Annotated in this window: 24 protein-coding genes and 1 pseudogene; 11 read left to right on the forward strand and 14 right to left on the reverse strand. The window is 74.1% G+C overall.

The window, feature by feature from the left end; all coding sequences use genetic code 11:
- Positions 1 to 202: 202 nt before the first annotated feature.
- Positions 203 to 1,186 (reverse strand): DUF3068 domain-containing protein, encoded by a 984-nt coding sequence (locus tag ACIQMU_RS28200; protein WP_352243366.1) that lies wholly within the window; start codon positions 1,184 to 1,186, stop codon positions 203 to 205.
- A gap of 183 nt (positions 1,187 to 1,369) precedes the next feature.
- Here ACIQMU_RS28200 and ACIQMU_RS28205 point away from each other — a divergent pair, with 183 nt between their 5' ends.
- Positions 1,370 to 1,522 carry a hypothetical protein gene (locus ACIQMU_RS28205; protein WP_003970781.1) on the forward strand — a complete coding sequence of 51 codons (153 nt, stop codon included), beginning with the start codon at positions 1,370 to 1,372 and terminating at the stop codon, positions 1,520 to 1,522.
- Positions 1,519 to 2,724, forward strand: coding sequence for a helix-turn-helix domain-containing protein (locus ACIQMU_RS28210; RefSeq protein ID WP_352243367.1), 1,206 nt, complete (start codon positions 1,519 to 1,521; stop codon positions 2,722 to 2,724). Before ACIQMU_RS28205 ends, ACIQMU_RS28210 begins: the two co-directional genes overlap by 4 nt.
- 59 nt (positions 2,725 to 2,783) lie before the next feature.
- On the opposite strand, the gene ACIQMU_RS28215 is transcribed toward ACIQMU_RS28210, so the two are convergent.
- From ACIQMU_RS28215 to ACIQMU_RS28225, 3 genes are read right to left on the reverse strand one after another with little or no spacing between them, the layout of a single operon-like run.
- Entirely contained in the window at positions 2,784 to 3,569 is a 786-nt protein-coding gene (locus tag ACIQMU_RS28215) for a 3-oxoacyl-ACP reductase (protein ID WP_402689972.1), read from the reverse strand.
- A gap of 5 nt (positions 3,570 to 3,574) precedes the next feature.
- On the reverse strand, positions 3,575 to 4,966 hold the full coding sequence (locus tag ACIQMU_RS28220) for an aldehyde dehydrogenase family protein (protein ID WP_402689973.1): 1,392 nt from the start codon (positions 4,964 to 4,966) through the stop codon (positions 3,575 to 3,577).
- 52 nt (positions 4,967 to 5,018) lie between these two features.
- Positions 5,019 to 6,383 carry a glutamine synthetase family protein gene (locus tag ACIQMU_RS28225; RefSeq protein WP_352243370.1) on the reverse strand — a complete coding sequence of 455 codons (1,365 nt, stop codon included), beginning with the start codon at positions 6,381 to 6,383 and terminating at the stop codon, positions 5,019 to 5,021.
- 73 nt (positions 6,384 to 6,456) lie between these two features.
- Here ACIQMU_RS28225 and ACIQMU_RS28230 point away from each other — a divergent pair, with 73 nt between their 5' ends.
- From ACIQMU_RS28230 to ACIQMU_RS28240, 3 genes are all read left to right on the forward strand, one after another.
- A complete protein-coding gene (locus ACIQMU_RS28230) occupies positions 6,457 to 7,245 on the forward strand; it encodes a FadR/GntR family transcriptional regulator (protein WP_402689974.1) in 789 nt (262 codons plus the stop codon).
- Between the two features lie 157 nt (positions 7,246 to 7,402).
- Entirely contained in the window at positions 7,403 to 8,872 is a 1,470-nt protein-coding gene (gene eat / locus ACIQMU_RS28235) for an ethanolamine permease (protein WP_352243371.1), read from the forward strand.
- A gap of 129 nt (positions 8,873 to 9,001) precedes the next feature.
- Positions 9,002 to 9,745 (forward strand): gamma-glutamyl-gamma-aminobutyrate hydrolase family protein, encoded by a 744-nt coding sequence (locus ACIQMU_RS28240; protein WP_402689975.1) that lies wholly within the window; start codon positions 9,002 to 9,004, stop codon positions 9,743 to 9,745.
- Between the two features lie 66 nt (positions 9,746 to 9,811).
- Here ACIQMU_RS28240 and ACIQMU_RS28245 read toward each other — a convergent pair whose 3' ends face one another.
- The 3 genes from ACIQMU_RS28245 to ACIQMU_RS28255 all read right to left on the reverse strand — a co-directional run bounded on the left by ACIQMU_RS28245 (position 9,812) and on the right by ACIQMU_RS28255 (position 11,950).
- On the reverse strand, positions 9,812 to 10,585 hold the full coding sequence (locus ACIQMU_RS28245; RefSeq protein ID WP_402689976.1) for a hypothetical protein: 774 nt from the start codon (positions 10,583 to 10,585) through the stop codon (positions 9,812 to 9,814).
- Between the two features lie 137 nt (positions 10,586 to 10,722).
- Positions 10,723 to 11,304 carry a TerD family protein gene (locus ACIQMU_RS28250; protein ID WP_356732953.1) on the reverse strand — a complete coding sequence of 194 codons (582 nt, stop codon included), beginning with the start codon at positions 11,302 to 11,304 and terminating at the stop codon, positions 10,723 to 10,725.
- Positions 11,305 to 11,374: 70 nt separating this feature from the next.
- Positions 11,375 to 11,950 (reverse strand): TerD family protein, encoded by a 576-nt coding sequence (locus ACIQMU_RS28255; RefSeq protein WP_352243375.1) that lies wholly within the window; start codon positions 11,948 to 11,950, stop codon positions 11,375 to 11,377.
- A gap of 234 nt (positions 11,951 to 12,184) precedes the next feature.
- On the opposite strand from ACIQMU_RS28255, the gene ACIQMU_RS28260 reads away from it, so the two are divergent.
- Together ACIQMU_RS28260 and ACIQMU_RS28265 are read left to right on the forward strand one after the other, a co-directional pair.
- Positions 12,185 to 12,616 carry a BlaI/MecI/CopY family transcriptional regulator gene (locus ACIQMU_RS28260; RefSeq protein WP_352243376.1) on the forward strand — a complete coding sequence of 144 codons (432 nt, stop codon included), beginning with the start codon at positions 12,185 to 12,187 and terminating at the stop codon, positions 12,614 to 12,616.
- A gap of 2 nt (positions 12,617 to 12,618) precedes the next feature.
- The gene (locus tag ACIQMU_RS28265) at positions 12,619 to 13,551 is read left to right on the forward strand and encodes a M56 family metallopeptidase (RefSeq protein WP_352243377.1); all 933 of its coding nucleotides are present in this window, start codon (positions 12,619 to 12,621) and stop codon (positions 13,549 to 13,551) included.
- A 190-nt stretch (positions 13,552 to 13,741) separates the two neighbouring features.
- On the opposite strand, the gene ACIQMU_RS28270 is transcribed toward ACIQMU_RS28265, so the two are convergent.
- Positions 13,742 to 14,893, reverse strand: a complete 1,152-nt coding sequence (locus tag ACIQMU_RS28270; RefSeq protein ID WP_352243378.1) for a winged helix DNA-binding domain-containing protein — start codon at positions 14,891 to 14,893, stop codon at positions 13,742 to 13,744.
- A gap of 144 nt (positions 14,894 to 15,037) precedes the next feature.
- The gene (locus tag ACIQMU_RS28275) at positions 15,038 to 16,303 is read right to left on the reverse strand and encodes a hypothetical protein (RefSeq protein WP_402689977.1); all 1,266 of its coding nucleotides are present in this window, start codon (positions 16,301 to 16,303) and stop codon (positions 15,038 to 15,040) included.
- 376 nt (positions 16,304 to 16,679) lie between these two features.
- On the opposite strand from ACIQMU_RS28275, the pseudogene ACIQMU_RS28280 reads away from it, so the two are divergent.
- Positions 16,680 to 16,811: pseudogene (locus tag ACIQMU_RS28280) on the forward strand (hypothetical protein); the annotation flags it as partial.
- 132 nt (positions 16,812 to 16,943) lie between these two features.
- Here ACIQMU_RS28280 and ACIQMU_RS28285 read toward each other — a convergent pair.
- Complete coding sequence (locus ACIQMU_RS28285; RefSeq protein WP_402689993.1) at positions 16,944 to 17,504, reverse strand: DNA polymerase ligase N-terminal domain-containing protein; 561 nt, start codon at positions 17,502 to 17,504, stop codon at positions 16,944 to 16,946.
- A 174-nt stretch (positions 17,505 to 17,678) separates the two neighbouring features.
- On the opposite strand from ACIQMU_RS28285, the gene ACIQMU_RS28290 reads away from it, so the two are divergent.
- Positions 17,679 to 18,671 (forward strand): aldo/keto reductase, encoded by a 993-nt coding sequence (locus tag ACIQMU_RS28290; protein WP_352243382.1) that lies wholly within the window; start codon positions 17,679 to 17,681, stop codon positions 18,669 to 18,671.
- Between the two features lie 67 nt (positions 18,672 to 18,738).
- Here the strand turns inward: ACIQMU_RS28290 and ACIQMU_RS28295 are convergent, their stop codons facing one another.
- From ACIQMU_RS28295 to ACIQMU_RS28310, 4 genes are all read right to left on the reverse strand, one after another.
- Entirely contained in the window at positions 18,739 to 20,079 is a 1,341-nt protein-coding gene (locus ACIQMU_RS28295; protein ID WP_402689978.1) for a protein kinase, read from the reverse strand.
- 251 nt (positions 20,080 to 20,330) lie between these two features.
- Entirely contained in the window at positions 20,331 to 21,023 is a 693-nt protein-coding gene (locus ACIQMU_RS28300; protein WP_402689979.1) for an HAD family hydrolase, read from the reverse strand.
- A 37-nt stretch (positions 21,024 to 21,060) separates the two neighbouring features.
- Positions 21,061 to 21,570: an Lrp/AsnC family transcriptional regulator gene (locus ACIQMU_RS28305; protein ID WP_352243384.1), complete on the reverse strand. Its 510-nt coding sequence runs from the start codon at positions 21,568 to 21,570 to the stop codon at positions 21,061 to 21,063.
- A gap of 92 nt (positions 21,571 to 21,662) precedes the next feature.
- Positions 21,663 to 21,989: a hypothetical protein gene (locus tag ACIQMU_RS28310; RefSeq protein ID WP_352243385.1), complete on the reverse strand. Its 327-nt coding sequence runs from the start codon at positions 21,987 to 21,989 to the stop codon at positions 21,663 to 21,665.
- Between the two features lie 346 nt (positions 21,990 to 22,335).
- Between ACIQMU_RS28310 and ACIQMU_RS28315 the strand changes: the two genes are divergently transcribed.
- Both ACIQMU_RS28315 and ACIQMU_RS28320 read left to right on the forward strand, forming a co-directional pair.
- Complete coding sequence (locus ACIQMU_RS28315) at positions 22,336 to 23,847, forward strand: FUSC family protein (RefSeq protein WP_402689980.1); 1,512 nt, start codon at positions 22,336 to 22,338, stop codon at positions 23,845 to 23,847.
- 114 nt (positions 23,848 to 23,961) lie between these two features.
- Positions 23,962 to 25,023, forward strand: a complete 1,062-nt coding sequence (locus ACIQMU_RS28320; RefSeq protein ID WP_402689981.1) for a lactonase family protein — start codon at positions 23,962 to 23,964, stop codon at positions 25,021 to 25,023.
- Positions 25,024 to 25,152: the final 129 nt, after the last annotated feature.

Genomic DNA, 25,152 nt, shown 5'->3' on the forward strand with positions numbered 1-25,152 from the left:
ACGGTGCCGAGACGGGGGCCGACCGGAGTCGGGAACTCGGCTGCGGAGCGGGGAACGGGAGGGGTGAGGAGAAGGACGAAGGGACGAGGAAGTGCGGGAAAGGACAAGGACGAGACCGGGGGGCCGTGCTCTGGTGGGGATAGACAGTTTTCGCCACGGGTACGCGCCCGGCTACTCACCGGTGCAACAACTTGCCGGTAACTCAGGTGTGCGGAATCGTCATCATGTGAGTGTTCCGGGGTTCCGGCGTCGTTCGGCGCCCCCGGACGAGGAGGACGACGCCCGCCAGGGCGAGCACGCCGCCCAGCCCGGCGGCCCCGGCCGGCGCGGTCGTGCCGAGCATCGCCAGCCGGTCGCTGTCCGCCGACGCCAGCTCGACCTGCTTGAGCTGCGTCTCCTCGGTGAACTCCACCCGCTTGCTCTCCAGCAGCACGACGGCGTCCTTGTCGGAACCCGGGGCGCGCAGCGTCTTCCTGGGGCCGATCGCCGCGTTGATGATCCGGCCGGTCCGCCGGTCCACGACCAGCTCGATGCCGCTGTTGGAATACCACTCCTCGGCCAGCACCTGGGGGGTCTTCTTCTTCCCCACGAGCACCCCCGGCACCTGGCGGACCCCGGTCCTGGTGGGCTCCACCTCACCCTTGAAGAGATAGCCGGCGTAGCCCTGAACCTCCCGCTCACCGGCGTAGGAGAGCCGCACGACACCGCCGAGCGTGCCGTCCCACCAGCGGTAGGAGCGCTTCTCGACGTCGAAGGGGAACTTGAGATACGCCTCCCCGTCGAACACGGGGGACTCCTCGCAGCAGTGGACCGGCTCGTTGGTGGTGCGGTCGGTCACCCAGCGCTCCAGCGTCCACTGGAGGGCGTCGCGGGGGTCCGAGGCGGGGAGGGTGTCCTGGTGGTCGACCGACGTGGACACGTCCCACACGGCGTTGCCGCTCTTCTCACTGTCGGCCACGTCCCCGCGGACCTGCCGGGTGATCGTGATCGTCCTGCCCTCGACCGTCTCCACCTCGGACGTGTCGAAGTAACTGCCCGTCCCGGTGAAGACGGTGGTGGTGTCGATGTCGATGGGGGTGCGCTTGGCGTGCGGCTGGACGTACCAGACGAGCAGCGGCGCGAGGACGAGCAGGAAAACCCCTGCCCCCAGCAGGACAAGCGACAGGGGTGAAGCGTTGTGGCGCATCCGGGCACTCCTGGGTCGAATCTCTTCGCGGAGGTGCACGGGCCCCGGGCCGGTCAAGCCCTTGATTGGCGTGAACAGTAGGCACGCCCTTGACGGATGTCAATGTGCTGTCGACACTGTGTCCAGCCGGAGGGGCCCGGCTGACGGGGTGGGGATCGCCTCCAGCAAGGAGCTGACCCGACCATGCGCAGACTCATCGCCGCAGCTGTCACCGTCCTGGTGGCCGCCACGCTCGCCGTTGGCGCGGCCGTAGGCGTCGTGGCGCTGCTCGACGCCACGCCCGACCAGCCGAACACGCCTCTGATCAGCTATGACACCGCCCCGGCCGTGCCATGACCCGCCACGCCTGGCAGGAGGTCCCCCGGTCGAAACTCGACCGCTTCGAGGAGATCGCCCGGACGGAGGCCCCGGAGCTCGCGCAGACGATCCTGTACGAGATACGGCGGGAGTACCCCTACCTGCACCTGGTCGAGGACGAGTCCGGGGAGCCGCTGGCCCTCGTCGGCATCCGCCGCGCCATCGAAGGCTTCGTCCACAACCTCACCGCCGGCGCCCATCCGCGGGTTCCGCCGGAGATGTTCCAGGAGTTCGGGCGGGGCGAGGGGCTGGAGGGCCGCAGCCTCGACGCGCTCCAGGCCATCTATCGCCTCGGGGTACGGCTCACCTGGCGCAGGCTCGCCGAGATCGGCCAGCAGGTCGACATCCCCGCGCCCGCCATGTACGAGCTGGCCGAATCGGGATTCGAGTATCTGGACGGCCTTGTGGAACAGTCGGTACGGGGCTACGCCGAGGCCGCGGCCCGGCGCGCCAGTGAACGGCTCCGCCTCCAGCGCCAGCTGATCGAGCTGCTCCTGATGGAACACCGGGGCGATGTCTCCATGACCCTGGCCGAGCGGGCCGCCCGCATCGGCTGGGAGCTCCCGGAGACGATCGCCGTGGGTGTGCTCATGCGCCCGGCGCGCGAGGCCGTGGCCCCCGCGGTGGGGCAGGGCATCCTGCTGGAGATGGAGAGCGAGCAGCCGCGCGTCGTCATCCCGGATCCGGACACCGCGGGCCGCGCGGAGAACCTGCGGCGCGCCACGGCGGGCTGGTCCGGGGCGATCGGACCCTCGGTGCCGCTGGCGGCGGCGGCGACCTCGCTGCGCTGGGCGGAGACCGCGGTCCAGCTGATCAAGAGGGGCCTGCTGCCGCAGGGCGAGGTGCTGCACTGCACCGAGCGGACGGAGGAGCTGGTGCTGCTCCCCGCCCAGGAGCTGATCGACGCGTCCGCCCGCCGCTGTCTCGCCCCGCTGGCCGGTCTCGGCGCGACCCAGGCACAGCGCCTGGCCGACACGCTGCTCGCCTGGATCGAGACCCCCGGCGGCGCCCCGGAGGTGGCCGCCCGCCTCGGCATCCACCCCCAGACGGCCCGCTACCGGCTGCGGCAGATCCGCGAGCTGTGGGGTGACGCCATCGACGAACCCGACCAGCGTTTCGAGATGCTCCTCGTGCTCCGCGCCCGACGCCTGCGGGGCGACCCGGCTTCGTCCCCGGGCTGAACGGCGGCCGGACGTCCGCGGACGTCCGGCCCGCCGGGGCGGGGGGGAGACAGCCGGGATCAGACCGGGGTGACGTACGCCCCGGCGATCCCGCCGTCGACCAGGAAGTCCGCGGCGTTCACGAACGAGGAGTCGTCGCTCGCCAGGAACGCGACGGCGGCGGCGATCTCGGCCGGTTCGGCGAACCGGCCGGCCGGGATGTGCACCAGCCGCCGGGCGGCCCGCTCCGGGTCCTTGGCGAACAGCTCCCGGAGCAGCGGGGTGTTGACCGGGCCGGGGCACAGCGCGTTGACCCGGATGCCGTCGCGCGCGAACTGCACACCCAGCTCGCGCGACATCGCCAGCACCCCGCCCTTGGACGCGGTGTACGAGATCTGCGAGGTGGCGGCGCCCAGCCGGGCCACGAACGAGGCCGTGTTGATGATGGAGCCCCTGCGCTGCGCGCGCATATAGGGAATGGCCGCCTTGCAGCACAGGTACACGGAGGTCAGGTTGACCTCCTGGACCCGCCGCCAGGTCTCCAGGCCGGTGTCCAGGATGGAGTCGTCCTCGGGCGGTGAGATGCCCGCGTTGTTGAACGCGATGTCGACCGAACCGTACGCGTCGAACGCGGCCTTGAAGAGGGCGTCCACCTGCTCGGCGTCGGTGACGTCGGTACGGACGAAGAGCCCGGCGGCCTCCGCGGCGGCGGCTTCGCCGTGCTCCTCGTCCACATCGGCGCACACGACGTGCGCGCCCTCGGCGGCCAGCCGCCGCACGGTGGCCAGGCCGATGCCGCTGCCGGCTCCGGTGACGACGGCGGTGCGGCCGGTCAGACGGCGGCAGACGGAAGAAGTGTCGGTCATGGTGATCAGACCTCCGTGCTGATGAAGACGTTCTTGGTCTCGGTGAAGGCGGCCAGGGCGTCGGGACCGAGTTCGCGGCCCAGGCCGGACTGCTTGTAGCCGCCGAAGGGCGTCGTGTAGCGCACGCTGGAGTGGGAGTTGACGGAGAGGTTGCCCGCCCGCAGCCTCTGCCCGACCCGCAGCGCGCGGCCGATGTCGCGGGTCCAGACCGAGCCGGCGAGCCCGTAGTCGGTGGCGTTGGCCAGGCGCAGCGCGTCCTGCTCGTCCTCGAACGGCAGCACCACCGCGACCGGCCCGAAGACCTCCTTGACGGCCACCGGCGCATCGGGCGACACCCCGGTGAGGACGGTCGGCGGATACCAGAACCCGGGGCCCCCGGGGGCCGTTCCGAGGATGGCCCGTACACCGTCGGCCGCCCGGCCGTCGTCGACGAGGCCGCTGACCCGGTCCCGCTGGACGGCCGAGATCAGCGGTCCCATCTGGGTCTTCCCGTCGGCCGGGTCGCCCACCACGACGGCGGACACGGCCGGGGCGAGCAGGTCGAGGAAACGGTCGTAGACGGACCGCTCGACCAGGATGCGGGTGCGGGCACAGCAGTCCTGGCCGGCGTTGTCCAGGAAGGACAGGGGGGCGGCCGCCGCCGCGGCCTCCACATCGGCGTCGGCGAAGACGATGTTGGGGCTCTTGCCGCCCAGCTCCAGGGTGAGCCGCTTCACGCGCTCGGCGCAGCGGGCCATGATGTGCTTGCCGGTCCGGGTGGAGCCGGTGAACACGATCTTCGCGACGCCCGGGTGCTCGACCAGGGCGCTGCCGGCCACCGGCCCGGCGCCGGGCAGCACCTGGAACAGCCCCTCGGGAAGCCCTGCCTCCCGGGCGAGTTCGGCCAGCCGGAGAGCGGTGAGCGGGGTCGTCTCGGCGGGTTTGAGGAGGACGGCGTTGCCCGCCGCCAGCGCGGGGGCGAGGCCCCAGGCGGCGATCGGCATCGGGAAGTTCCACGGGGCGATGACTCCGACGACGCCCAGCGGCTCCAGGATCGTGAAGTCGATGCCGCCCGCCACCGGGATCTGTTGGCCCAGGAGCCGTTCGGCGCCGCCCGCGCTGTAGTCGAGGAGGTCGCGTACGTTGCCCGCCTCCCACCGGGCGTTGCCGATGGTGTGCCCGGCCTCGCGGACCTCCAGCAGCGCCAGTTCCTCGACGTGCTCGTCGACGACGACGGCGAAGCGGCGCAGCAGGCGGGCCCGGTCGGCGGGCGCGGCGGCCGCCCAGAGGCGCTGGGCCGCGGCGGCGCGGGTGACGGCGGTGTCCACGTCGGAGGCGGAGGCCGCGGGGACGGTGGCGACGACCTCTGCGGTCGCCGGGTTGAGGACGTCCAGGGTGTGCGGTGCGGAGTGGGTCACGTACGGTCCTCGATCACGGTCGGGGTGTGCACAGGGGACGGGGCGGCCGAGGTCACAGCCGTTCGAAGGAGCGGCGCAGCTCCCAGTCGGTCACCGCGGAGTCGAACGCGGTGAGTTCGACCCGGGCCATGTTCAGGTAGTGCGCGACGACCTCCTCGCCGAACGCCTCCTTGGCGATGGGGCTGGCCTCCCACAGCTCGGCCGCCTCGCGCAGGGTCTTCGGCACCCGGTCGTAGTCCCCGGTGTACGCGTTTCCCGTACAGGCGTCGGGCAGCGGCAGCCGGTGCTCGACCCCGTACAGCCCGGCGGCGACCAGCCCGGCGACCGCCAGGTGCGGGTTGACGTCGCCGCCGGGCAGCCGGTTCTCGAAGCGCGTCGAGTTTCCGTGGCCGACGACCCGCAGGGCGCAGGTGCGGTTGTCGACCCCCCAGGCGACGGCGGTGGGGGCGAAGGAGCCGGGCTGGAAGCGTTTGTAGGAGTTGACGGTGGGCGCGTAGAGGAGGGAGAAGTCCCGCAGGGCGGCGAGCTGGCCGGCCAGGAAGTGCCGCATCAGCTCGGACATGCCGTGCGGACCCTCGCCCGCCATCATGTTCGCGCCGTCCTCGTCGGTCAGCGAGAGGTGGATGTGGCAGGAGTTGCCCTCGCGCTCGTCGTACTTCGCCATGAAGGTGAGGGAGACGCCCTCCTGGGCCGCGATCTCCTTGGCGCCCGTCTTGTAGACGGCGTGCTGGTCGCAGGTGGTGAGCGCCTCGTCGTAGCGGAAGACGATCTCGTGCTGGCCGGGGTTGCACTCGCCCTTGGCGGACTCGACGGTCAGCCCGGCCGCCTGCATCTCGTTGCGGATGCGGCGCAGCAGCGGCTCGATGCGGCCGGTCCCGAGGATCGAGTAGTCGATGTTGTACTGGTTGGCCGGGGTCAGTCCGCGGTAGTCCCGGTCCCACGCCTCCTCGTAACTGTCCCGGAAGACGATGAACTCCAGCTCCGTGCCGACCTGGGCGGTGCAGCCGAGCTCCGCCAGCCGGTCGAGCTGGCGGCGCAGGATCTGGCGCGGGGCGGCCACCACCGGACTGCCGTCGTGCCAGGCGAGATCCGCGATCAGCAGGGCCGTCCCCTCGTGCCAGGGGACGAGGCGCAGGGTGGCGGGGTCGGGAACCATGCCGAAGTCCCCGTAGCCGTTCTCCCACGAGGACATCGCGTAGCCGTCGACCGTCCGCATCTCGGTGTCCACGGCCAGGAGATAGTTGCACCCCTCGGTCCCGTGCTCCAGCACCTCGTCGAGGAAGAACCCGGCCGCGAACCGCTTCCCCTGGAGCCGGCCCTGCATGTCCGGGAAGGCCAGCACCACGGTGTCCAGCGACCCGTCCGCGACCCGGGAGCGGAGCTCGTCGACGCCGAGCGGGGGTGTGCGGTCTGCCACGGGATTCCTCCTTCGGTGAACCGGGAGGCATAAGGTATGACAGAGAACCATTGCTTGGGAAGGGGATCGGCCAGTGGCCACGAGGGGAAGACCGGACGGCACCCGTCCGGCGGCAGCCGAGGCCGTCGCGGCCGGGGAGGGGCGCGGCCCCACGACCGGCGGGCCGGACTCCGTGCTGCGGCCGGTCCGCGCGGGCAACGGCTTCGAGGAGGCGCTGGAGCAGGTGCTCCAGCTTCTGCGCCTCGGCCTGGTCCCGCCGGGTGAACGCCTGCCCTCGGAGCGCGAGCTGTCCCGGCGTCTGAGGATCAGCCGGGTGACGCTGCGCGAGGTCCTCAAGGTCCTCCAGGACCAGGACATGGTCGAGAGCCGCCGCGGCCGCTACGGAGGAACGTTCGTCCTGCCCCGCCCCGCCACCCCCGACGGCGGCGACGAACTGCGCCGCCGCGTCGCCGCCGTCGACGTGGAGGACACCCTGCGCTTCCGCGAGGTCCTGGAGTGCGGGGCGGCGGGCCTGTGCGCCGAGGGGCTTCCCGCGGGCGGCGAGGCCCGGCTGCGGGCCGCCCTCGACACGACGCGGGCCGCCCGGCTGGAGGACTACCGCCGCCAGGACACCCTGCTCCACCTCACGCTCGCCGAACTCTGCGGCTCCCGCACGCTCGCCGCGCGGTACGCCGCGGTCCGGGCGACCCTCAACGAACTGCTCGACTGCATCCCTCTGCTGGTGCGCAACCTGGAGCACTCCCAGCAGCAGCACGCGGCCGTCGTCGAGGCGGTGCTCGACCGGGACGCGGACGCGGCGCGCGAGACGATGCGCGAGCACTGCGGCGGCACGGCGGCCCTGCTGCGCGGCTTCCTCGCCTGACCCGCCCCGGGGCGGGTCAGGCGTCGGCGCGCGTCCGTGCCCCGCGCGCCGACGTGCGCGCCTCTTGCCATTCCCTCGCCGGTCCATAAAGGTGTGCCGACGAACCTTTGATCGAAGCAGTTCCAACGATGAAGTCGACACACATCTGGAGCGCCTCATGGCTCAGGGAACCGAAACACCCGCCGGCCCACCCGGAGACGCGGGCCCGGGGACGTCCGGCACGGACGCGTACCTGCACCGCCGTGCCCTGCGCCAAGGCAGCGCCGGCTGGCTCCTGCTGACCGGGCTCGGCGTCGCCTACGTCGTCTCCGGCGACTTCTCCGGCTGGAACATCGGCCTGTCCGAGGGCGGCTTCGGCGGACTCGCCGCGGCCATGGTCCTGATGGGCGTCATGTACGCGTGCCTGGTCTTCGCGCTGGCCGAACTCTCCGCCATCCTGCCCACGGCGGGCGGCGGTTACGGCTTCGCCCGGCGGGCGCTCGGCACCTGGGGCGGCTTCCTCACGGGCACGGCCATCCTCATCGAGTACATCCTCGCGCCCGCCGCCATCTCCCTCTTCATCGGCGACTACGTCGAATCGCTCGGCCTGTTCGGCCTCACCTCCGGCTGGCCCGTCTATCTCGCCTGCTTCGCGGTCTTCATCGGCATCCACCTCTGGGGAGTCGGCGAGGCGCTCCGCTTCAGCCTGGTGGTGACCGCCATCGCGGTGGCCGCGCTGCTGATCTTCGCCGTCGGCGCGTTCACCGAGTTCGACGCGGGCCGCCTCAACGACATCCCGGCGGACGCCTCCGCCTTCGGCTCCAACTCCTGGCTGCCGTACGGGCTTCTCGGCATCTGGGCGGCGTTCCCGTTCGGCATGTGGTTCTTCCTCGGGGTGGAGGGCGTGCCGCTCGCCGCCGAAGAGGCCAAGGACCCCGTCCGCTCGATGCCGAAGGCCCTGGCCATCTCGCTCGCCGTGCTGGTCTTCCTGGCCCTCATCACCTTCGTCTCCGCCACCGGCGCCCAGGGCGCCAACGCCATCAAGGAAGCCGGGAACCCGCTCGTGGTGGCCCTGCAGGGCACCGGAGAGCCGACCGCCCTGAGCCGCTTCGTGAACTACGCGGGCCTCGCGGGACTGGTGGCGTCCTTCTTCTCCCTGATCTTCGCCGGGTCCCGTCAGCTGTTCGCCCTCTCCCGGGCCGGCTACCTGCCGCGCTTCCTGTCGCTGACCAACCGCCGCAAGTCCCCCTACCTCGGACTGCTGATCCCGGGCGTCATCGGGTTCACGCTCGCCGCCTGGAGCGGCGACGGCGGCCGGATGCTGAACGTCGCCGTCTTCGGCGCCACGATCAGCTACGCCCTCATGGCGCTCTCCCACATGGTGCTGCGCCGCCGCGAACCGGAGCTGCCGCGCCCCTACCGCACTCCCGGCGGCGCGCTCACCTCGTCCGCGGCGTTCGTTCTGGCATGCTCTGCCCTGGTCGCGACCTTCCTGGTGGACCGCGACGCGGCGTTCATCGCGCTCGGCGTGTACGCGGTGGCGCTGGCCTACTTCGCCTTCTACAGCCGCCACCGGCTGGTCGCCGGCGCCCCGGAGGAGGAGTTCGCCGCACTGGCGGCGGCCGAGGCCGAACTCGCCCGCGGCTGAGTACGCCCGCCCGGGGCGACGGGCCCCGCCTGCTGGGGCACGGGGACGGGAGCACGTTCCTCCTCGACCGCGACACCGCCACCAGCGCCACGATCACCGCTACCGGTTCGACCCGAAGGAGTACGTTCCATGGCCCGGCCCGTCATCGGCATCAGCACCTACCAGGAGCCGGCCCGCTGGGGTGTGTGGGAGATGCCCGCGGCGCTGCTCCCCGCCTCCTATCCCCGCCTCGTCCGTGCGGCGGGCGGGCTCGCGGTGCTGCTGCCGCCCGACGACACGCGGGGCGCGGCCCGGGAGGCCGTCGCCGCCCTGGACGGGCTGGTGATCGCCGGGGGAGCGGACGTCGAACCCGCGCGCTACGGGGCGGTCGCCGACCCCCGTACCGGCCCGCCGGCCCGCGAACGCGACGCCTGGGAACTGGCGTTGATCCGGGCGGCGATCGAGTGGAGGGTCCCGCTGCTCGGCGTCTGCCGGGGCATGCAACTGCTGAACGTCGCCCTCGGCGGCACCCTGCTCCAGCACCTGGACGGTCACGCCGGCGGCCCCGGCGTCTTCGGCAGCCACCCGGTGACCCCCGTGCCCGGCACCGCGTACGCGGACGCCGTACCGGGGACCACCGTGGTGCCCGCCTACCACCATCAGGCGGTCGACCGCCTCGGCAGCGGCCTGGTGGCCTCCGCCCACGCGCCCGACGGCACCGTGGAGGCACTGGAGCTCCCCGGGCACCCGAGCCTGGTGCTCGGTGTGCAGTGGCACCCGGAGATGGGCGAGGACCCCCGGGTCATGGCCGCCCTGGTCTGGGCCGCCCGGGGAGAGCCGGGCGGGCCCGGCGCCGGGCCCGCCGCCGAAGCCCCCGTGCGCGCCCTGACCTGAGCCGGCCCGTGCGGCACGGGGGCGCGAGCGGTCGGTGGGAAGCGGAGTCCGTGGCAGGCCGCCTTCTCAGCGCCGGGCGTCGGGGAGGCGCGGCCCCGTGACGCCGCCCGGGGCGGGCCTGCGGGAGCTTTCGAAGCCCGGGGCGGAGAAGTCGGGTCCCGCGAACGCCGGCGAGCTGAAGCGGGAGCCGGGAACGTCCCCCGGATCCGGCGGGGGCACGGCCTCATCGGCGAGCCGCTGGAGGAGGAACGGCCGGATTCCCCGGTCGCGCAGTGCGGCCAGCCAGGCCGCACGGGCGTCTTCGACGGCCGGGGACCGCTCGGACCCGCCCGCCGTGCCGTCCGCCGACTGCCTCGCCGCCGTGCGGTAGAGGGCGATGACGCTGATCAGCGCGGCGACCGCCGCGAGCATCAGGCTGAACCAGCCGACGGCGACCAGGGTGCCCGCCAGGGCGGGCAGGGCCCCGGCGAGCCGCAGCCCGTAACCGAGCAGCAGGAACGTCGCCGCGGCCACGGCGGCGAGCACCGGCGTCAGCACCCCGAGGACCGCCAGCACTCCGGCCCCCGGCCGCTCCTGGTCGCCCGGTCCCGAGAGCGGCGCCGTCCGGGCGTCCGGCCGCCCGCCCCGCGCCTGCCGCCGCAGGGCCGCGTAGTGCCGGTACTCGGCGTCCGCGGCGGGAGTCGTGTGCGCGACGGCCGCCAGGCCCAGGACGCGCAGCCGGCCGCCGGGGACCCCCGAGCGTTCGAGCAGGCGTCGGATCTCCGGGGAGGCGATCACCTCGTCGAGTGCGCTGGCGTAGTCGGATCCGTCCTCGTCCCCGAGCCGGGAAGGTCTGCCCATGCTGTCCCTCGGTCGATGCCTGTGTGGTGGGTGTTCCGCCCGGCCCGTGCGGGCCCGGGCGCTTCGCCCGCCGGGCCGAGGGGGTGCGCACGTGCCGCGTGCGAACCCCCTCCGGTGTCCGGCGAGGCGGTGTGCTGCTAGAGGTGCTGCACGACCGCGGGCATGAGGTCCTGGAAGGTCCGCCCGTCGGCCGCCGCGCCGATCGCGGTCATCTGCCAGCCGGAGCCGGTCCGCTGGACCTTCGCCATGATCTGGGCGGTGTGCCGCCCGCCGCCGGTGAGGGTGTACCGGGCCAGCTCCTGGCCGTTGCTCTCGTCGACCAGACGGCAGAAGGCCGCCTCGACCTCCTCGAAGGTCTGGCCGGTGAAGGAGTTGACCGTGAAGACGATCTGGTCCACGTGGACCGGAACACGCCGCAGGTCGACGACGATGGACTCGTCGTCGCCACCCTGGCCCGCCCCGCCGACCCGGTTGTCCCCGGTGTGCTGGACCGAGCCGTCGTCGCTGGTCAGGTGCTGGAAGAAGACCACGTCCTGCGGGTCCCGGCCGGCGAAGAGCACCGCCGAGGCGTCCAGGTCGATCTCGCGGGCGGTCAGCCGCGCCAGAAACCCCTTACGGGGAGCGGACTTCCAGCCCAGACCCATCCGTACGACGTCGAGTTCGCCGCCGCCGGACTTGGTGAGGCTGACCTGCTGGCCCTTGGTGAGGTTGATCGTCATCGTTCCGCCTTCGGTGACTGGGTGCCGATGGTGACTTCGGCAGGAGTGCGCGGGTGGGGATTCCGGCGGTTCAGAGACTGACGCCGAAGTCGGCGACGATACCGCTCAGGCCCGATGCGTAACCCTGCCCGACCGCACGGAACTTCCACTCGGCGCCGTGCCGGTACAGCTCCCCGAAGACCATCGCCGTCTCGGTGGAGGCGTCCTCGCTCAGGTCGTAGCGGGCGATCTCCGCGCCGCCCGCCTGGTTCACCACCCGGATGTAGGCGTTGCGCACCTGACCGAAGCTCTGGCCCCGGCCCTCCGCCTCGTGGATCGAGACCGGGAACACGATCTTCGCGACGGACGCGGGCACCGAGGCGAGGTCGACCTTGACGGTCTCGTCGTCACCCTCGCCCTCCCCCGTGAGGTTGTCGCCGGTGTGCTCGACCGACCCGTCGGGGCTCTTGAGGTTGTTGTAGAAGACGAAGTGCTCGTTGGACAGCACCTTGCCCGCCTCGTCGCAGAGCAGCGCGCTCGCGTCCAGGTCGTAGTCGGCGCCGGTGGTGGTGCGGACGTCCCAGCCGAGACCGACGAGGACCGCGGTCAGCCCGGGGGCCTCCTTGCTCAGCGAGACATTTCCACCCTTGGCGAGGCTCACGCCCATGATGTTCTCCCTTGTGCGGTGACGGGTGTTCCGCGGTGGCGGCCACGCCAAAGGGGGCGGCGCGGACACTCTGCGGCAACGACTAAAATCTACAGCACTGTAGATTTTGGGGGCCGGTGGCCGAGCGGCCGGCCCCGGTCGGTGGCCGCACCCTCCGCCGGCTGGATACGATTTCCCGATGCCCGGCAGGCGGAGCGCCGCGCCGGGCGGCCGAACGGAGAAAGGGGCCGGACCGTGGACGCCGAAGGAGCCGATGGCGAACGGGAGACGCCTGTCCGCAGGCGTGGCCAGGGCGAACTGGAGGCCCAGGTGCTGTCGGTGCTGGGCGGGGCGAGCGAGCCGGTGACCGCCGCCTGGGTGCTGGAACGGCTCGGCGCGGGACTGTCGTACAGCACCGTCATCACGATCCTGACCCGTCTGCACGCCAAACAGGCGGTCACGCGCACCGGACGGGGGCGCCCCGTGCTGTGGGAGCCCGTGGCGAACGAGGCGGGGCTCGCCGCCCTGCGGATGCGCCGGCTCCTCGACAAGCAGAGCGACCGTGACGCGGTGCTCTCCAGCTTCGTCTCCGTCCTGTCCTCGCACGACGAGGACCTGCTGCGGGCGCTGCTCGCGGAGAGCGGTCCCGACGGTCCCGGCGCCTCCTCGGACGGGCCGGAGCGCTGACGATGGGCGTCTTCGTCTACCTGCCCCTCGTCCTGCCCCTGACCGCGTTGCCGATCGCACGCCTGGCCGAACAGCATCTGCACCCCCGCCGGGCCGCCCGGCTGCTGACCACCGTCGCCGTGAGCCTCGCCTCCTGCAGCCTCGTGTGCCTCGGGCTGCTGGTGGTCGTGGGCACCGCCCAGCTCCCCGGCAACCCGCTGCCCGACGGCTGGTCCGACGCCGAGGTCCGCGACGCCGTGCCGCACGACGCCTTCGCGGGCAAGGCGTCCATCCTGGCGCTCGTCGTGGTGTCGGCTGCCTGCGGGTTCGCCGTCCACCGCCACTACCGCTTCCGGGCACGGGCGCACCGGGCGCTGGCCGGTCTGCCGGGCGGCGACGTCGCCGTGCTGCCCGACGACGTCCCGTACGCCTACGCGCTTCCCGGCTCCCCGGGGCGGGTGGTGGTCTCCACCGCGATGCTCGCCTCCCTCGAACCGGCCGAACACCGCGCGCTGTACGCCCATGAGCGCGCCCATCTGGCGGGACGCCACCACCGGCTGCTGCTGGCGACCCGGCTGGCCGGCTGCGTCAATCCCCTGCTGTGGCCGTTGCTCGGGGCCCTGGTCTTCAGCACGGAGCGCTGGGCGGACGAGGAGGCGGCCCGGGTCACCGGTGACCGCCGGCTGACCGCCCGCGCCGTCGGCAAGGCGGGGCTCGTCTCCCGCCCGGCCCCCGGCGGTGCCGCCTTCGCAGCCTTCGCCGCCGCGGGCCCGGTGCCGCGCAGGGTGGCGGCCCTCCTGGGCCCGGTGCCGCCGGACCGGGGCTGGCCCCCGGCCCTCACACCGGCCGGCGTCGCCGCGTTCGTCGCCGCGGCGGGGACGACCGTCTCCGTGCTGTCCGCGCTGAACGCGGCCTTCGCACTGTTCGTCGTCCTGGCCGCGGCGACGCCGCTGTAGCCGTCGCCGGACGGCGGCCCGCCCCGCCGAGGAGCTGTGCGCCCTCGAACGCACCGCCCCCGACGAAGGAGACGGCGCGCACCGCACGGAACGCAGGGGGCGCGGGCGGCGGCGTTCCGCCCGCGCCCGCCCGCCTCCGCGGCCCGCCCGCCCGCCCGCGACCTCGGGCCGGTGATCGAAAGGCCCTCCCTCAACCCCCGGGCAGCAGCCGCACGGTGGTCTCCGGCAGCCGGCTCCACCAGTGGCCGTAACGCCGGTAGACCTCCGGTTCACGGTCGGCGAGAAAACCGGCCAACGACCGGGCCTCGACCGCGAGATCCTCCCAGACCGCGTCGGGCAGCGGGTGGAAGGCGGTCGCCTCGATGCCCCCGGCCACCGGCCGCCACACCCCGGCGACATAGCCGTCGACCAGCAGCGTCGGCAGCACGTCACCGTTGGCGCGGATCACGGTCCTGCGGTACTCGGGCGGGAGGACCCGGCCGCGGTCCGCGTACGCCAGCAGGACGCTGTCCCACATCGCCATCAGCCGGGGCGGCGCCGGCTCCGCCCCGTCCGGCCGCGGAGCGCCCGGCAGGTCGAACAGCTCCTCGCCCGCCGGCCCCTCCAGCCGCTCCAGCTCCCCGGCGAGCTCTGCCAGCGCCGCCCGCGCCCTGCTCCGGGGGACCATGGTGAACTGCGCCACGTCGGCGACCGAGGCGGGCCCGAACCCCGAGAGGTAACGGACGACCAGCGTCCGCAGAGAAGCGGCCGACGCCTCCGGATCCGTTCGCGGGGGGCCGGTCCGCGGTGCGATGTACGAGGGCCGGTGCCCGAACGACCACGGCGGGGAGGTCGGCGCGTGGAGCAGCGGCGTGTACTGCCTCAGCCCCCACCACGCCCCTGCCTTCGGCGGCGCGCCCAGCTGTTCGCCCAGCCAGGTCTCGCACTCGGCGGCGGTCCGGGGCCGGTCCGCGAACTCCAGCAGCCGGGGGACCAGCGCGTCGGCGTCCTGCGCCGTCAGCCCGGACGCGGTGAAGCGGCTGCTCAGCCGGGAGGCGCGCACGACCGGGTGCATCGCCTCACGGAAGGCCGGATGATCGTCGGCGTGTACGGCGTGGAGGGTGAGCCGCATCATGGTCGCCTTGACCACGCGGTGATCGGTGAACGCCGTGTCGAGTCCGGCCGGATCGAAGCCGCTGAGCCGGTTCCACAGGGCCACGTACGGGGAGGCCGGCTGCTGGGCCTGGATCGCGACCACGCGCCGTACACCCTCCGCGGCGTCCAGCGCCTCCCGTCGCAACAGCAACTGCCGGGCGAGCGTGGACCGGTTGAGCCCCCGCGCGCTGATGTTCGTACCCGTCATCGGTCCGTTCCTCCGGTGTTCGCGCGTCGCCCGTTCCTCGCCTGCCGGGCCGTCGGCGCTGTGGCGGCCGGGCGCCGCGGCGAGCCCGGCCTCGGTGCCGGGACGAGATGTCGCTCCGGCCGGGGGCGGCGGCCCCGGGCGACATCATCGAGCAGGACGCGGCCCGGACGATACCCTGCGTCCTGAAAACCCCGGGCGGCGGAGCCGGACGACGAGGCGGCGGTTCTCGCCCGGCACGCCGCCGCACTGACCGCCGCGTTCGACACCGCCGCGCTCGACGCCGCCAGGGGCGGGGGCGGCGCGGCCGGCCCGGCGGAGGAGCTGGTCGACGTCCTGCACGCCGTCGCGCCGCGCCTGTCCGCCGCCCAGCGCTTCACCGTCGCCGAGGGACTCCGCGCCCTGCCGCCCGCCGCCCCGGGCAGCCGGCCCGGGTCCGTGGCGGCCGTCTCCGTCTTCACCCTGCTCCGGCGGCTGGGCGCGGTGCTGGTCCGTGCCGATCTCGACCGGGCCCTGGCCGCCGCCCACCTCGGCGCCGACCCGTGGGGAGCCGCGCCCGCCGTGCTCCGTGAGGCGTTCGGCGTACCGGGGGAGCGGCGGTCCGCCGGTGAACCGCCCGCCTGGCAAGCGGAGTTGGCCGAAGCGGTCCGAACGCCCCAAGCGCTGGCGGAGTTCCGGCGGCACGGTGCCGCCGGGGGCGGGCGCCTCCCCGGTGCGGAAGGGGCTTTCGGCGGGGAGGAGGCCGGTGACGCGTACGGGGCCGGCCGCGCCGCCGCCGGGCCCGGGTCCAGGGAACTGCTCTCCGCGCTCGTCGAGGCGTACCCCGGAGCCGCCTCCGGCGTGCGGGGGCCGCTCGTCGACTGGATGACCGAGTTCCAGCCGCTCGACACGCCCGAGTGGACCATCGCCGAGACCGGGGCGGCCGGCGCGACCGCCGGTGCCGCGTCGCGTCCGGCGCGGGCGGACGGTCTCGACCGACCCCGGTCGGCCGCCCAGCGGGCCCGGCTGCCGGCCATGCTGGGCACCGGGGGGGCCGGAGCGCCGGACCGTCGCGGCGCTGCCCTGCGCGACTGGCCCGAGCCGGAGGCGTCGCTCGCCGTGCTGCGGGCATATCTGCGCGGCCGGGTCGACGTCCTCCCCGGCCCCGCCTCCCTCGACCTCCTGGCCCACCCGGAAGCTCTCCCGGAAGACCGGCCGGAAGACCTCCCGGAGGCCCATCGGGAGGCTCATCGGGGGGACGGCGCCGAGTGCTGCCCCGACGCCCGCCCCGGGGCCGGCCGCGACCGCCACCCCGCCGTCGTGGAACTGACCGCCCGCGGGGTGCTGCCCGAGCGGGCGCTGCGCTGGGCGGCGCGACTGCCCGAGGAGGAGCTGCCCCCACTCGTCCCGCTGATCGTCGGGTGGTGGGAACACGGCCTCGTTCGTCGAAGGCCCCCTGCGCGCACCCGGGGCCGACCGCGAGGACAGCGCCGTGCTCAACGCCCTGCGCGCCCCGCCCCGCGCCCCGGTGGTCCCGGCGCACCGCCCGGCCCTGCCGGAACTGCTCGGCCTCGCCCGCACGGGAACGCCCGAGGAGACCCGCTGGGTACTCGCTCGCCTCGTGGAGGAGCACGCGCCCGTGCCGGGAGCCGGTACGGACCCGGAGCTGCGCGCCCTGGTCGAGGAGCTGCTGCGCCACCCGCGTGCGGGGGTGCGCCTGCACGCCCACCGGGCCTCGCGCGCCCTGTTCGACCGGGACACCCACGCCCGGCTCACCGAGATCCTGCTGTCCGACCCGCTGCCGGACGTGGTGCGCACGGCGGTCCGGACGCTCGGCCGAGCCGCCTGGGCGCCCGCCCTGCCCGGCCTCGTCCGGCTCCTCGGGCACGGGAAGCCGGTGGTACGCGGGGCAGCCCGGGAGGCGCTCGTCGGCTTCGGCGGAGCCGCGGTCCCGGTCCTGCGCCGGGCCGCGGCCCACGCCCGGCCCGACCGGCGGGCGCTCTACACCGACGTGCTCGCGGACCTGTCGGGCCCGGGGCCTGACCGCGCGTCCCCGGGGCGCGGGGACACGCGGTCAGCCGGGCTCCCGTGCGGCCGCCGCGGCGACCTGGTGCAGCGTGCGTCCGGTACGGGCGGACCGGGCGTGGTACGGGTCCGGGGAACCGGGCCTGCCGCGTACGGCGAGCCGGTCGTTGGCCTTGATCAGCAGCCATGCCTCGTGGCCGCCGCTGTCCGGCTCGTCGCCCTTCCGGATGCGGGTGAGCGCGAACTCGCCGTGCAGCTTCGCCCCGTACAGCCAGAAGGTCGCATGGCCGAGGCCCAGGGACTCGGCGAAGGGGACGGCGTCGCCCTGCCCGTCGTGCCCGAGCGGCCGGTAGGTGCCCTGGTCCCAGACGATGACCGTGCCGCTGCCGGACTCGCCGCGGGGGATGACCCCTTCGAACGCGCGGTACTCCACGGCGTGATCCTCCGTCGGCACGGCGAGCCGGCGGTCGCTGGGGTTCTCCGAGGGCCCGCGGGGCACCGCCCAGGACTTCAGTACGCCGTCGACCTCCAGGCGGAAGTCGAAGTGCAGGCGTCGCGCGTCATGGATCTGCACGACGAAGTGGGGCCGCTGTGTGCCGTCGTATCCCACGTCGTGCTCCCTTCGCCGCCCCGGACCGTCTCGCCCGGCCCGTATCTCCACTCTGCCGCCGCACCGGACGAACCGCACGACGGGCCCGTACGCCGCTTGCCGGCCGCGTTCGCGGGACGTAGCGGAGGCCGCGGTCGGCGGCGGCCTCGCTCCCGGCAGGCGAGGCGGAATAGCATGATCCTCATGGAACAGCGCATACTCGGCAGGACCGGCCGTGACGTCTCGGTCGTCGGACAGGGCACCTGGCAGCTCGGAGGCGACTGGGGCGAGGTCGCGGAGGACGACGCCTTCGGCGTTCTCGACGCGGCCGTCGCATCCGGCGTCACCTTCTTCGACACCGCAGACGTGTACGGGGACGGCCGCAGCGAACAGCTCATCGGCCGCTACCTCAAGAACCGCCCCGACGCGGACGTCTTCGTCGCCACCAAGATGGGCCGGCGCGCCGACCAGGTGCCGGAGAACTACGTCCTGGACAACTTCCGCACCTGGAACGACCGTTCCCGGGCCAACCTCGGCACCGACACGCTCGACCTCGTACAACTGCACTGCCCGCCCAGCGACGTCTATTCCACCGACGCCGTCTACGACGCCCTGGACACGCTGGTCGCCGAGCAGCGGATCGCCGCCTACGCGGTGAGCGTCGAGACCTGCGCCGAGGCACTGACCGCCATCGCGCGCCCCGGGGTCGCGAGCGTGCAGATCATCCTCAACCCGTTCCGCCTCAAGCCCCTGGACGAGGTGCTCCCGGCGGCCGTCGCCGCGGGCGTCGGCATCATCGCCCGGGTCCCGCTCGCCTCCGGACTGCTCTCCGGCAAGTACACCAAGGACACGGTCTTCGGGCCCGAGGACCACCGCACCTACAACCGGCACGGCGAGGCGTTCGACCAGGGGGAGACGTTCTCCGGCATCGACTACGCGACCGGGATCGCGGCTGCCGCCGAGTTCGCCGAGCTGGCCCCCGAGGGAGCCACCCCGGCACAGACCGCGCTGCGCTGGATCATCCAGCAGCCGGGCGTGACCAGCGTGATCCCCGGCGCGCGCTCGGTGGAACAGGCCCGTGCCAATGCGGCGGCCGCCGCGCTGGCACCGCTGCCTCAGAGCACACTGGACGCGGTGCGCAACCTGTACGACCGGTCGATCCGCGCGGAGGTCCACGACCGCTGGTGACGCCGGGCCGTGGGCGCTGGAAGGGCACGCGGAGCGGGGAACGGGCGGGAGGGGGCGGCGGGCCGGTTCAGTCGTCCCGTTCGTCCTCCCGGTCCCCGTGGTCCTGGTCGCCGTCCTCCTGCTGACCGTCCCCCTCCCGGTTCTGCCCCTTGCCCTTGTCCTTGTCCTTGGTCTTGCCCTCTTCCTGCTGGCCGACGTCCTGCGGTTCCTCGCCCCGCGGTCCCTCGTCCTGCGGGCTCACCTCCTGCCGGTCCCCGCCCCGGGGGTCGGTCTGCTGGACGTCCGACTGCTGTCCGTCGCCGTCGCCGACGTCCTGCGTGGGCCCCGGGGACGGACTCCGGTCCGGTGTGCCGGCGGAGCTGGAGTCCGGGGAGAACAGGATCATTCCGAGATACACGGCGGCCAGGAACGTCGCGGTGCCCGCGATGAGGCTGGCCACGCGGGGTCGCCGCCGTATCGCCTCGCGGGTGCTGCGGCGACGGACCGGAGCCGATCGGGCCGGAGTCTGCCGTCTTCGCCCCGTGGGCCCGGGGAGCCGGTACGTCGTCGGGCCGACCGGCGCGGGCGGCGTCGCGGGGGAGGGCGTCGGGGGCGCGGGCGCGGGCGCCCGGTGGGACGAGGGCGTCTGCAGGGGAAGGGGCTCCGGCCGGCCGCGCCAGGCATCGGTGCGGAACCAGTCGGAGACCTGTTGGGCGGTGGGCCGCTCCTCGGGTTGTTTGGCCAGCAGGCCGAGGAGATACGAGTCGAAGGCGGCGGAGATCTCCACGCCCCGCTGCCGTAGAGGGACCGGCGGGGTGTCGACATGCTGGTACAGGGTCGCGGTCGCCGTGTCGGAGCGGAACGGCGGCTCCCCGAGGAGCAGTTGATAGACGACGCAGCCCAGGGAGTACATGTCGGAGGCGGAGTCGGCGGTGCGTCCGAGAGCGCGCTCGGGGGCCAGATAGAGGCTCGTGCCGACGATGTGCCCGGCCGTCGTCAGCGCGGTGGAGGGATCGTCGACGAACTGGGCGATGCCGAAGTCGCCGATCTTCACCGAACCGTCCGCGTCCAGCATCAGGTTGCCCGGCTTGATGTCGCGGTGGACGATGCCCTGGCGGTGCGCGGCGGCCAGCCCGGCGGCCGCCTGGCCCGCGATCAGGGCGACCTGTTCCGGATGGACCCGCTCCTGGGCGGCCAGCAGGTCTCCGAGGCTCTGCCCCTCGACCAGCTCCATCACCAGGAAGAACCGGTCCTCCCAGGCTCCGAAGTCGAACACGGCCACCAGGTGCGGGTGGCTCAACCGGGCGGCGGTCTGGGCCTCCAGCCGGAAGCGGGCGGTCGACGAGGCATCCGCCTGGTCCCCCAGCAGCAGCTTCACGGCCACGGCGCGTCCCAGCACCTCGTCCGTGGCTCGCCACACCTCGCCCATGCCGCCACGACCGATGGGGGATTCCAATCGGTACCGACCAGCTACCAGCACCTGTACACCTATCTCGAATTGTGGCCCGCTCCGGTTGTCGGCCTCCGGAGCCCCCGGTCTCCGAAGGAGCCCCGGACGGTGCGGCGAACGACATGATCAGGATATCGGTCCGGCGGAGCCCGGATGCCCCGACAGCCCTTTCACCGAGCTCGGCTGACGGCCCGGCACACTTTCCCGTCGGCCCGGCCGCCGGGCCCCGGTCAGCCGAGCAGGCGGCGGTACGCGGCCTCGGCCGTGAACGCGGACTGCCCGCCCGCGAACAGCAGGTCGGCGGTCGTGAACGCCGGGTCGGAAGCGGTTTCCGGCACATAGGGGACGGCGAAGCACCGCATACCCGCCGCGTGCGCGGCCGCCGCTCCGGGCGGGGCGTCCTCCAGCACCAGGCAGTCCGCCGGCTCCGCCCCCAGCCGCCCGGCCGTCTCCAGGAACACGTCCGGCTCCGGCTTGCCCCGCGCGACCTCCTCGGCGGAGACGTACATCGGGATGTACGCGTCGAGCCCGGTGACCGCCAGCACCGCCCCGATCGCCGCCCGGGACGAGCCGGAGGCCACCGCCATCGGCACCCCGGCCGCGTACAGGCGCTCCACGAACACCCGCATCTGCGGGAAGACCTCCGTCGACGCCCCGGCGAGCTCCAGGTACAGGGCGTTCTTCCCGGCGAGCAGCTCCTCGACCGGGGCGTCGATCCCGTACTCCGAGCGCAGGGCGGTCAGCGTCTCCAGCGTGCCGATGCCGATGAACCGGGTGTGGGCCTCCCAGTCGAAGTCCCGCACGCCGTACCGGGCGAGCAGCCGCCGGCCCGCCTCGAAGTAGTTGGGCTCGCTGTCCACCAGCGTCCCGTCGAGATCGAAGATCACATGGGGGCCGGGCGGGGGCACGGGGAGGGGCGTCATGGTCCCAGCATGCCGCAGCCCGGACCGGCGGGGCCGGTCACCCCTGACCGGGCACGGGGCCCGGCCGCTCCCGGTCGCCCGCCGCGCGCCCCACGGACTCCACCAGCGGCAGGACCCGGTGTGCCACCCGCTCGCGCAGCGCCACGTCGGTCCGAGTCCTGACGACTCCCGGCAGCTGGATCAGCCGCTGGATCACGTCCTCCAGGTGCCCGTTGTCCCGGGCGACCACGCGGGTCAGCAGGTCGCCCCCGCCCGTCGTCGAGAACGCCTCGATGATCTCGGGCACGGCCGCCAGTGCGTCGCCCACCTCGACCAGGTGCCCCTGGGTGACTTCCAGGTGGACGAAGGCGAGCACGGGGTGCCCGAGCGCGGCGGGGGAGAGGGCCGGCCCGGTGCCGGTGATCACGCCGTCGCGCTCCAGCCGGTCGAGGCGGGCCTGAAGAGTGCCGCGGGCCACGCCGAGGATGCGCGCGTACTCCCGGACGCTGGTGCGCGGCTGCTCGATCAGCAGGCGCAGGATCCGGGTGTCGAGAGCGTCCACCGCCATGATCCGCAGATCTCCTTCCGAGCCGTTCGGTGCGGTCCCGACTGTACCCAGGGTCAGGGGCGCCCGCGCCGCCGAGGCGGTGCGACAGCGCCTCACCCGTCGAACGACAGCAGCCAGGCCATCAGCACGGCCGTCAGGGCGAGCTGGGGCACGGCCGCGCCCCAGTACCGTCCCCAGCACAGGGCCAGCCCCACGGCCGCCAGCACGCCACCGCTCCCCGCCAGCTCCGTCACCGGAACGGCGGGTTCCTCGCCGTTGTGCGCGGCGGCCCAGCCCTCCATGCCGACGGCGAGCCAGGCGTAGCCGCCCACGAGTGCGTCGAACGGCAGCAGGGCCAGGAACACCAGAAGGTTCGCCGCTCCGCTCCGCCGCTCGCGCACCGCTCGGGCCCCGTCCGCGCGTCCTCTGTGCAGGTCCATGTCGGCATGGTGCGCCGCCCGCGCCCCCCGGGGATGAGTACGCGTACTCATCCCGGCCGCTCCCCGCACCCTGCCCCCTGTCCCGCCCCTCCCGTCGCCCCCCGGAGAGGGGGCCCGGTCGTCCGGTCCGCCTCCCCGCAGCGCGGGGGAGGGCGCCCGGCCGGTGATCCGTTGGCATGCTGGTGGCCGACCATCCTGCGGATCGACTGAGCCATTGGCACAGGATCTCCCGCCCGATTTGATCCAAGAGCCCGACGGATGCTGCAATGGTTCCGTCGATGGCGCTGCGGACTTCCGCGGCGCCTTTTTCATGCGAGTCCTGCGGAGACGCGGAAGGGGCGGAAGTGTGCTGAAGAAGGTGTTCGTGGCGCCGGACCCGGGGCGGGTGCGGCTGCGCTTCGCCGCCCGTGCCGTTCTCGGCATCGGCCTCGCGGTCGCGCTGTGCGGTCTGGCCGGGCTCTCGCTCGTGGCGGCCATCACGGGCGGCCTCGCGGCCCTGCTCGCCCTCTTCACCGTGACCGACCCGACGGTGCGCGGACAGGCGGTCACCACCGTCCTGCTCCCCGCTGTCGGCCTGCCCGTCCTCGCCGTCGCCGCCGTGCTGCACGACCAGCCGGTCGCCCGCGACCTGGTCTTCCTCGCCGTGATGGGAGCTGGCGTGTACGCCCGGCGCTGGGGGCCGCGCGGGCACGCGCTGGGCGTCTTCGCGTTCATGATGTTCTTCGCCGCCCAGTTCCTGCACACCGTGCCCGGTCAGCTGCCCGAGCTGTACGGCGCCGTGCTGCTGTCCCTGGCCGCCTCGTCCGCCGTGCGCTTCCGCCTCTGGTGCTACGAGCGGCGCCTGCCCGCCGTGGCCGCGCCCGCTCCCCCGGAGGGCCGGGGCCTGATGCGCATCACCACCCGCCAGGCCGTCCAGGCGACCCTGGGCGGGGCCTTCGCGCTGGGGCTGGGACAGGTACTGTCCGACCAGCGGTGGTACTGGGCCGTGGGAGCCACCTGGTGGGTCTTCGTGAACACCACCTCGCGCGGCGAGACGCTCGTACGCGGATTCCGGCGCGTCCTGGGCACCGTGATCGGCATCGTCGCCGGCTTCGCCGTGGCCATCCCGCTCGACGGCGCGGGAGCCCCGACCGCCGCCGTCGTCGCGGTCAGCGTCTTCGGCATCTTCTACACGGCGGCGGTCTCGTACAGCTGGATGATGTTCTTCGTGACGGTGATGGCCGGCATGCTCTACGGCGTGCTGGGCGTCCTGGACGCCGCCCTGCTCTGGCTGCGCGTCGCGGAGACCGTCGTCGGCTCGCTCGGCGCGGTGCTCGCCGTGCTGCTGGTCCTCCCCGTCACCACCCACGCCATCACGGACGCCTGGGTCCAGAAGGCGCTGCGGTGCGTGCACGCCTGCACGGCCGAGGCCGCCGACCGCCTCGCCGGCTCGACGCTCGCCGACCCCGGCCCCCGCGTCGCCGAACTGGAGGTACTGCTCGGCCGGGTCCGGCTCTCCCTCGCGCCGCTGGTGCACCCCCTGAGCCCGCTGCCGGCCCGCAAGGCACGCGCCCGGCAGGTGCTGGCGCTGCTGGACGACTGCGTACGGGAGGTCCGGGGCCTGGCCTCCATCGCCGCCGACCCCGACGCCTCGCACGACGCCCGGCTGTCGGCCGCCTGTTCCCGCGTCGAGGCGGCCGTAGAGGCGCTCACCGCGCCCGACGGCTCCCGTGGCTTCCACCTGCCCGAGCTCCCCGGCGCCGCCGGGGACCCCGCCCTGGCCCACCTGCACGGACTGGAGCGCGCGCTCGCCGCGCTGGCGGCGCCGCTCCAGGGCCGCGGCGGCCGGGCGCCGGCCGTGGCGCCCGAACCGGCCTGACCGCCGCGGAGCTGAGCCCCGCCGAACCCTCGCCGCCGCGTCGGCCGGACCGCCGGGGGCTGCCTGCTACCGTCGGCCGTGAAGATCGCGGCGACGGTGAAGAGGGGTAGCGCGATGATCGGCGACAGCGCCCGGCGGGCATACATGGGGTCGTTCACCTCGGCGGGCGGGCGGGGCGTCACCGCCGCCGCCGTGGACCGGGACACCGGCGCGCTGACCCTGCTCGGATCCACGGACGCCGTGCCCGACCCCTCGTTCCTCGCGGTCGGCCCCCGCGCGGGCGGCACGGCCCTGTACGCGGTCGGCGAGAGCACTCCGGGCGTCGCCGCCGCCTTCGCCCTCGACGGCGACGTACCGGCCCTCCTGGGGCCCGTCCAGGCCGTCGAGGGCGAGGCGCCCACCCACCTGGCGCTCGCCGGGAACCACCTGGTCACGGCCAACTACGGCTCCGGCAGCGTCACCGCCCTCCCGGTCCTCGCCGACGGATCGCTCGGGCCGGCGGCCTCGGTGCTCCGGCACGAGGGCAGCGGCCCGGACGTCGGCCGCCAGGAGGCGCCGCACGCCCATCAGGTCCTCGCCGACCCCTCCGGGAGGTGGGTGGTCAGCGTGGACCTCGGCACCGACTCCGTGCACGTCTGCGCCCTGGACCCCGCCACCGGAGCCCTGCGGCCGCACGGCGAGACGGCGCTGCGTCCGGGCACCGGCCCGCGCCATCTGGCCTTCCACCCCTCGGGCTCCCTCGCCTACGTCCTGGGCGAGCTGGAGCCGACCCTCACCGTGTGCCGCTGGGACGCGGCGGCGGGCCGCCTCGACGTGCTGGACCGGACGCCGGTGCTGCCCGAGCACGAGCGGACCGGCGACGCGGCGCGCACCTACCCGTCCGAGGTGGTCGTCGCCCGCGACGGGCGCTTCCTGTGGACCGCCAACCGCGGCCACGACAGCATCTCCGTGCTCACCCTCGACGAGAGCGGCGAGAAGGCGACCCTGGTGGCCACCGTCGGCTGCGGCGGCCACTGGCCGCGCGATCTCACCCTCGACCCCGGCGGCCAGTGGCTCTACGCGGCCAATGAGCGCTCGGGGAACGTCAGCTGGTTCGCCGTGGACGCCGAGACCGGCGTCCCGCGGCACGCGGGCTCCGTCGAGGTGCCCGCGGCCTCCTGCGTCGTCCTCGTCTGAGGGGGCCGCCCCCCGACAGCGCGGCCGGGGCCGCCCCCCCCCCCCCCCCCCGCGCGGGGGGGGGGGGCCCCCCCCGAAAACACCACACCCACAGCGCGGGGGGAGGGGGGCGGGGGGGGGGTGGAAGGG

This window comes from Streptomyces sp. NPDC091649, assembly GCF_044756785.1.
GTDB lineage: Bacteria > Actinomycetota > Actinomycetes > Streptomycetales > Streptomycetaceae > Streptomyces.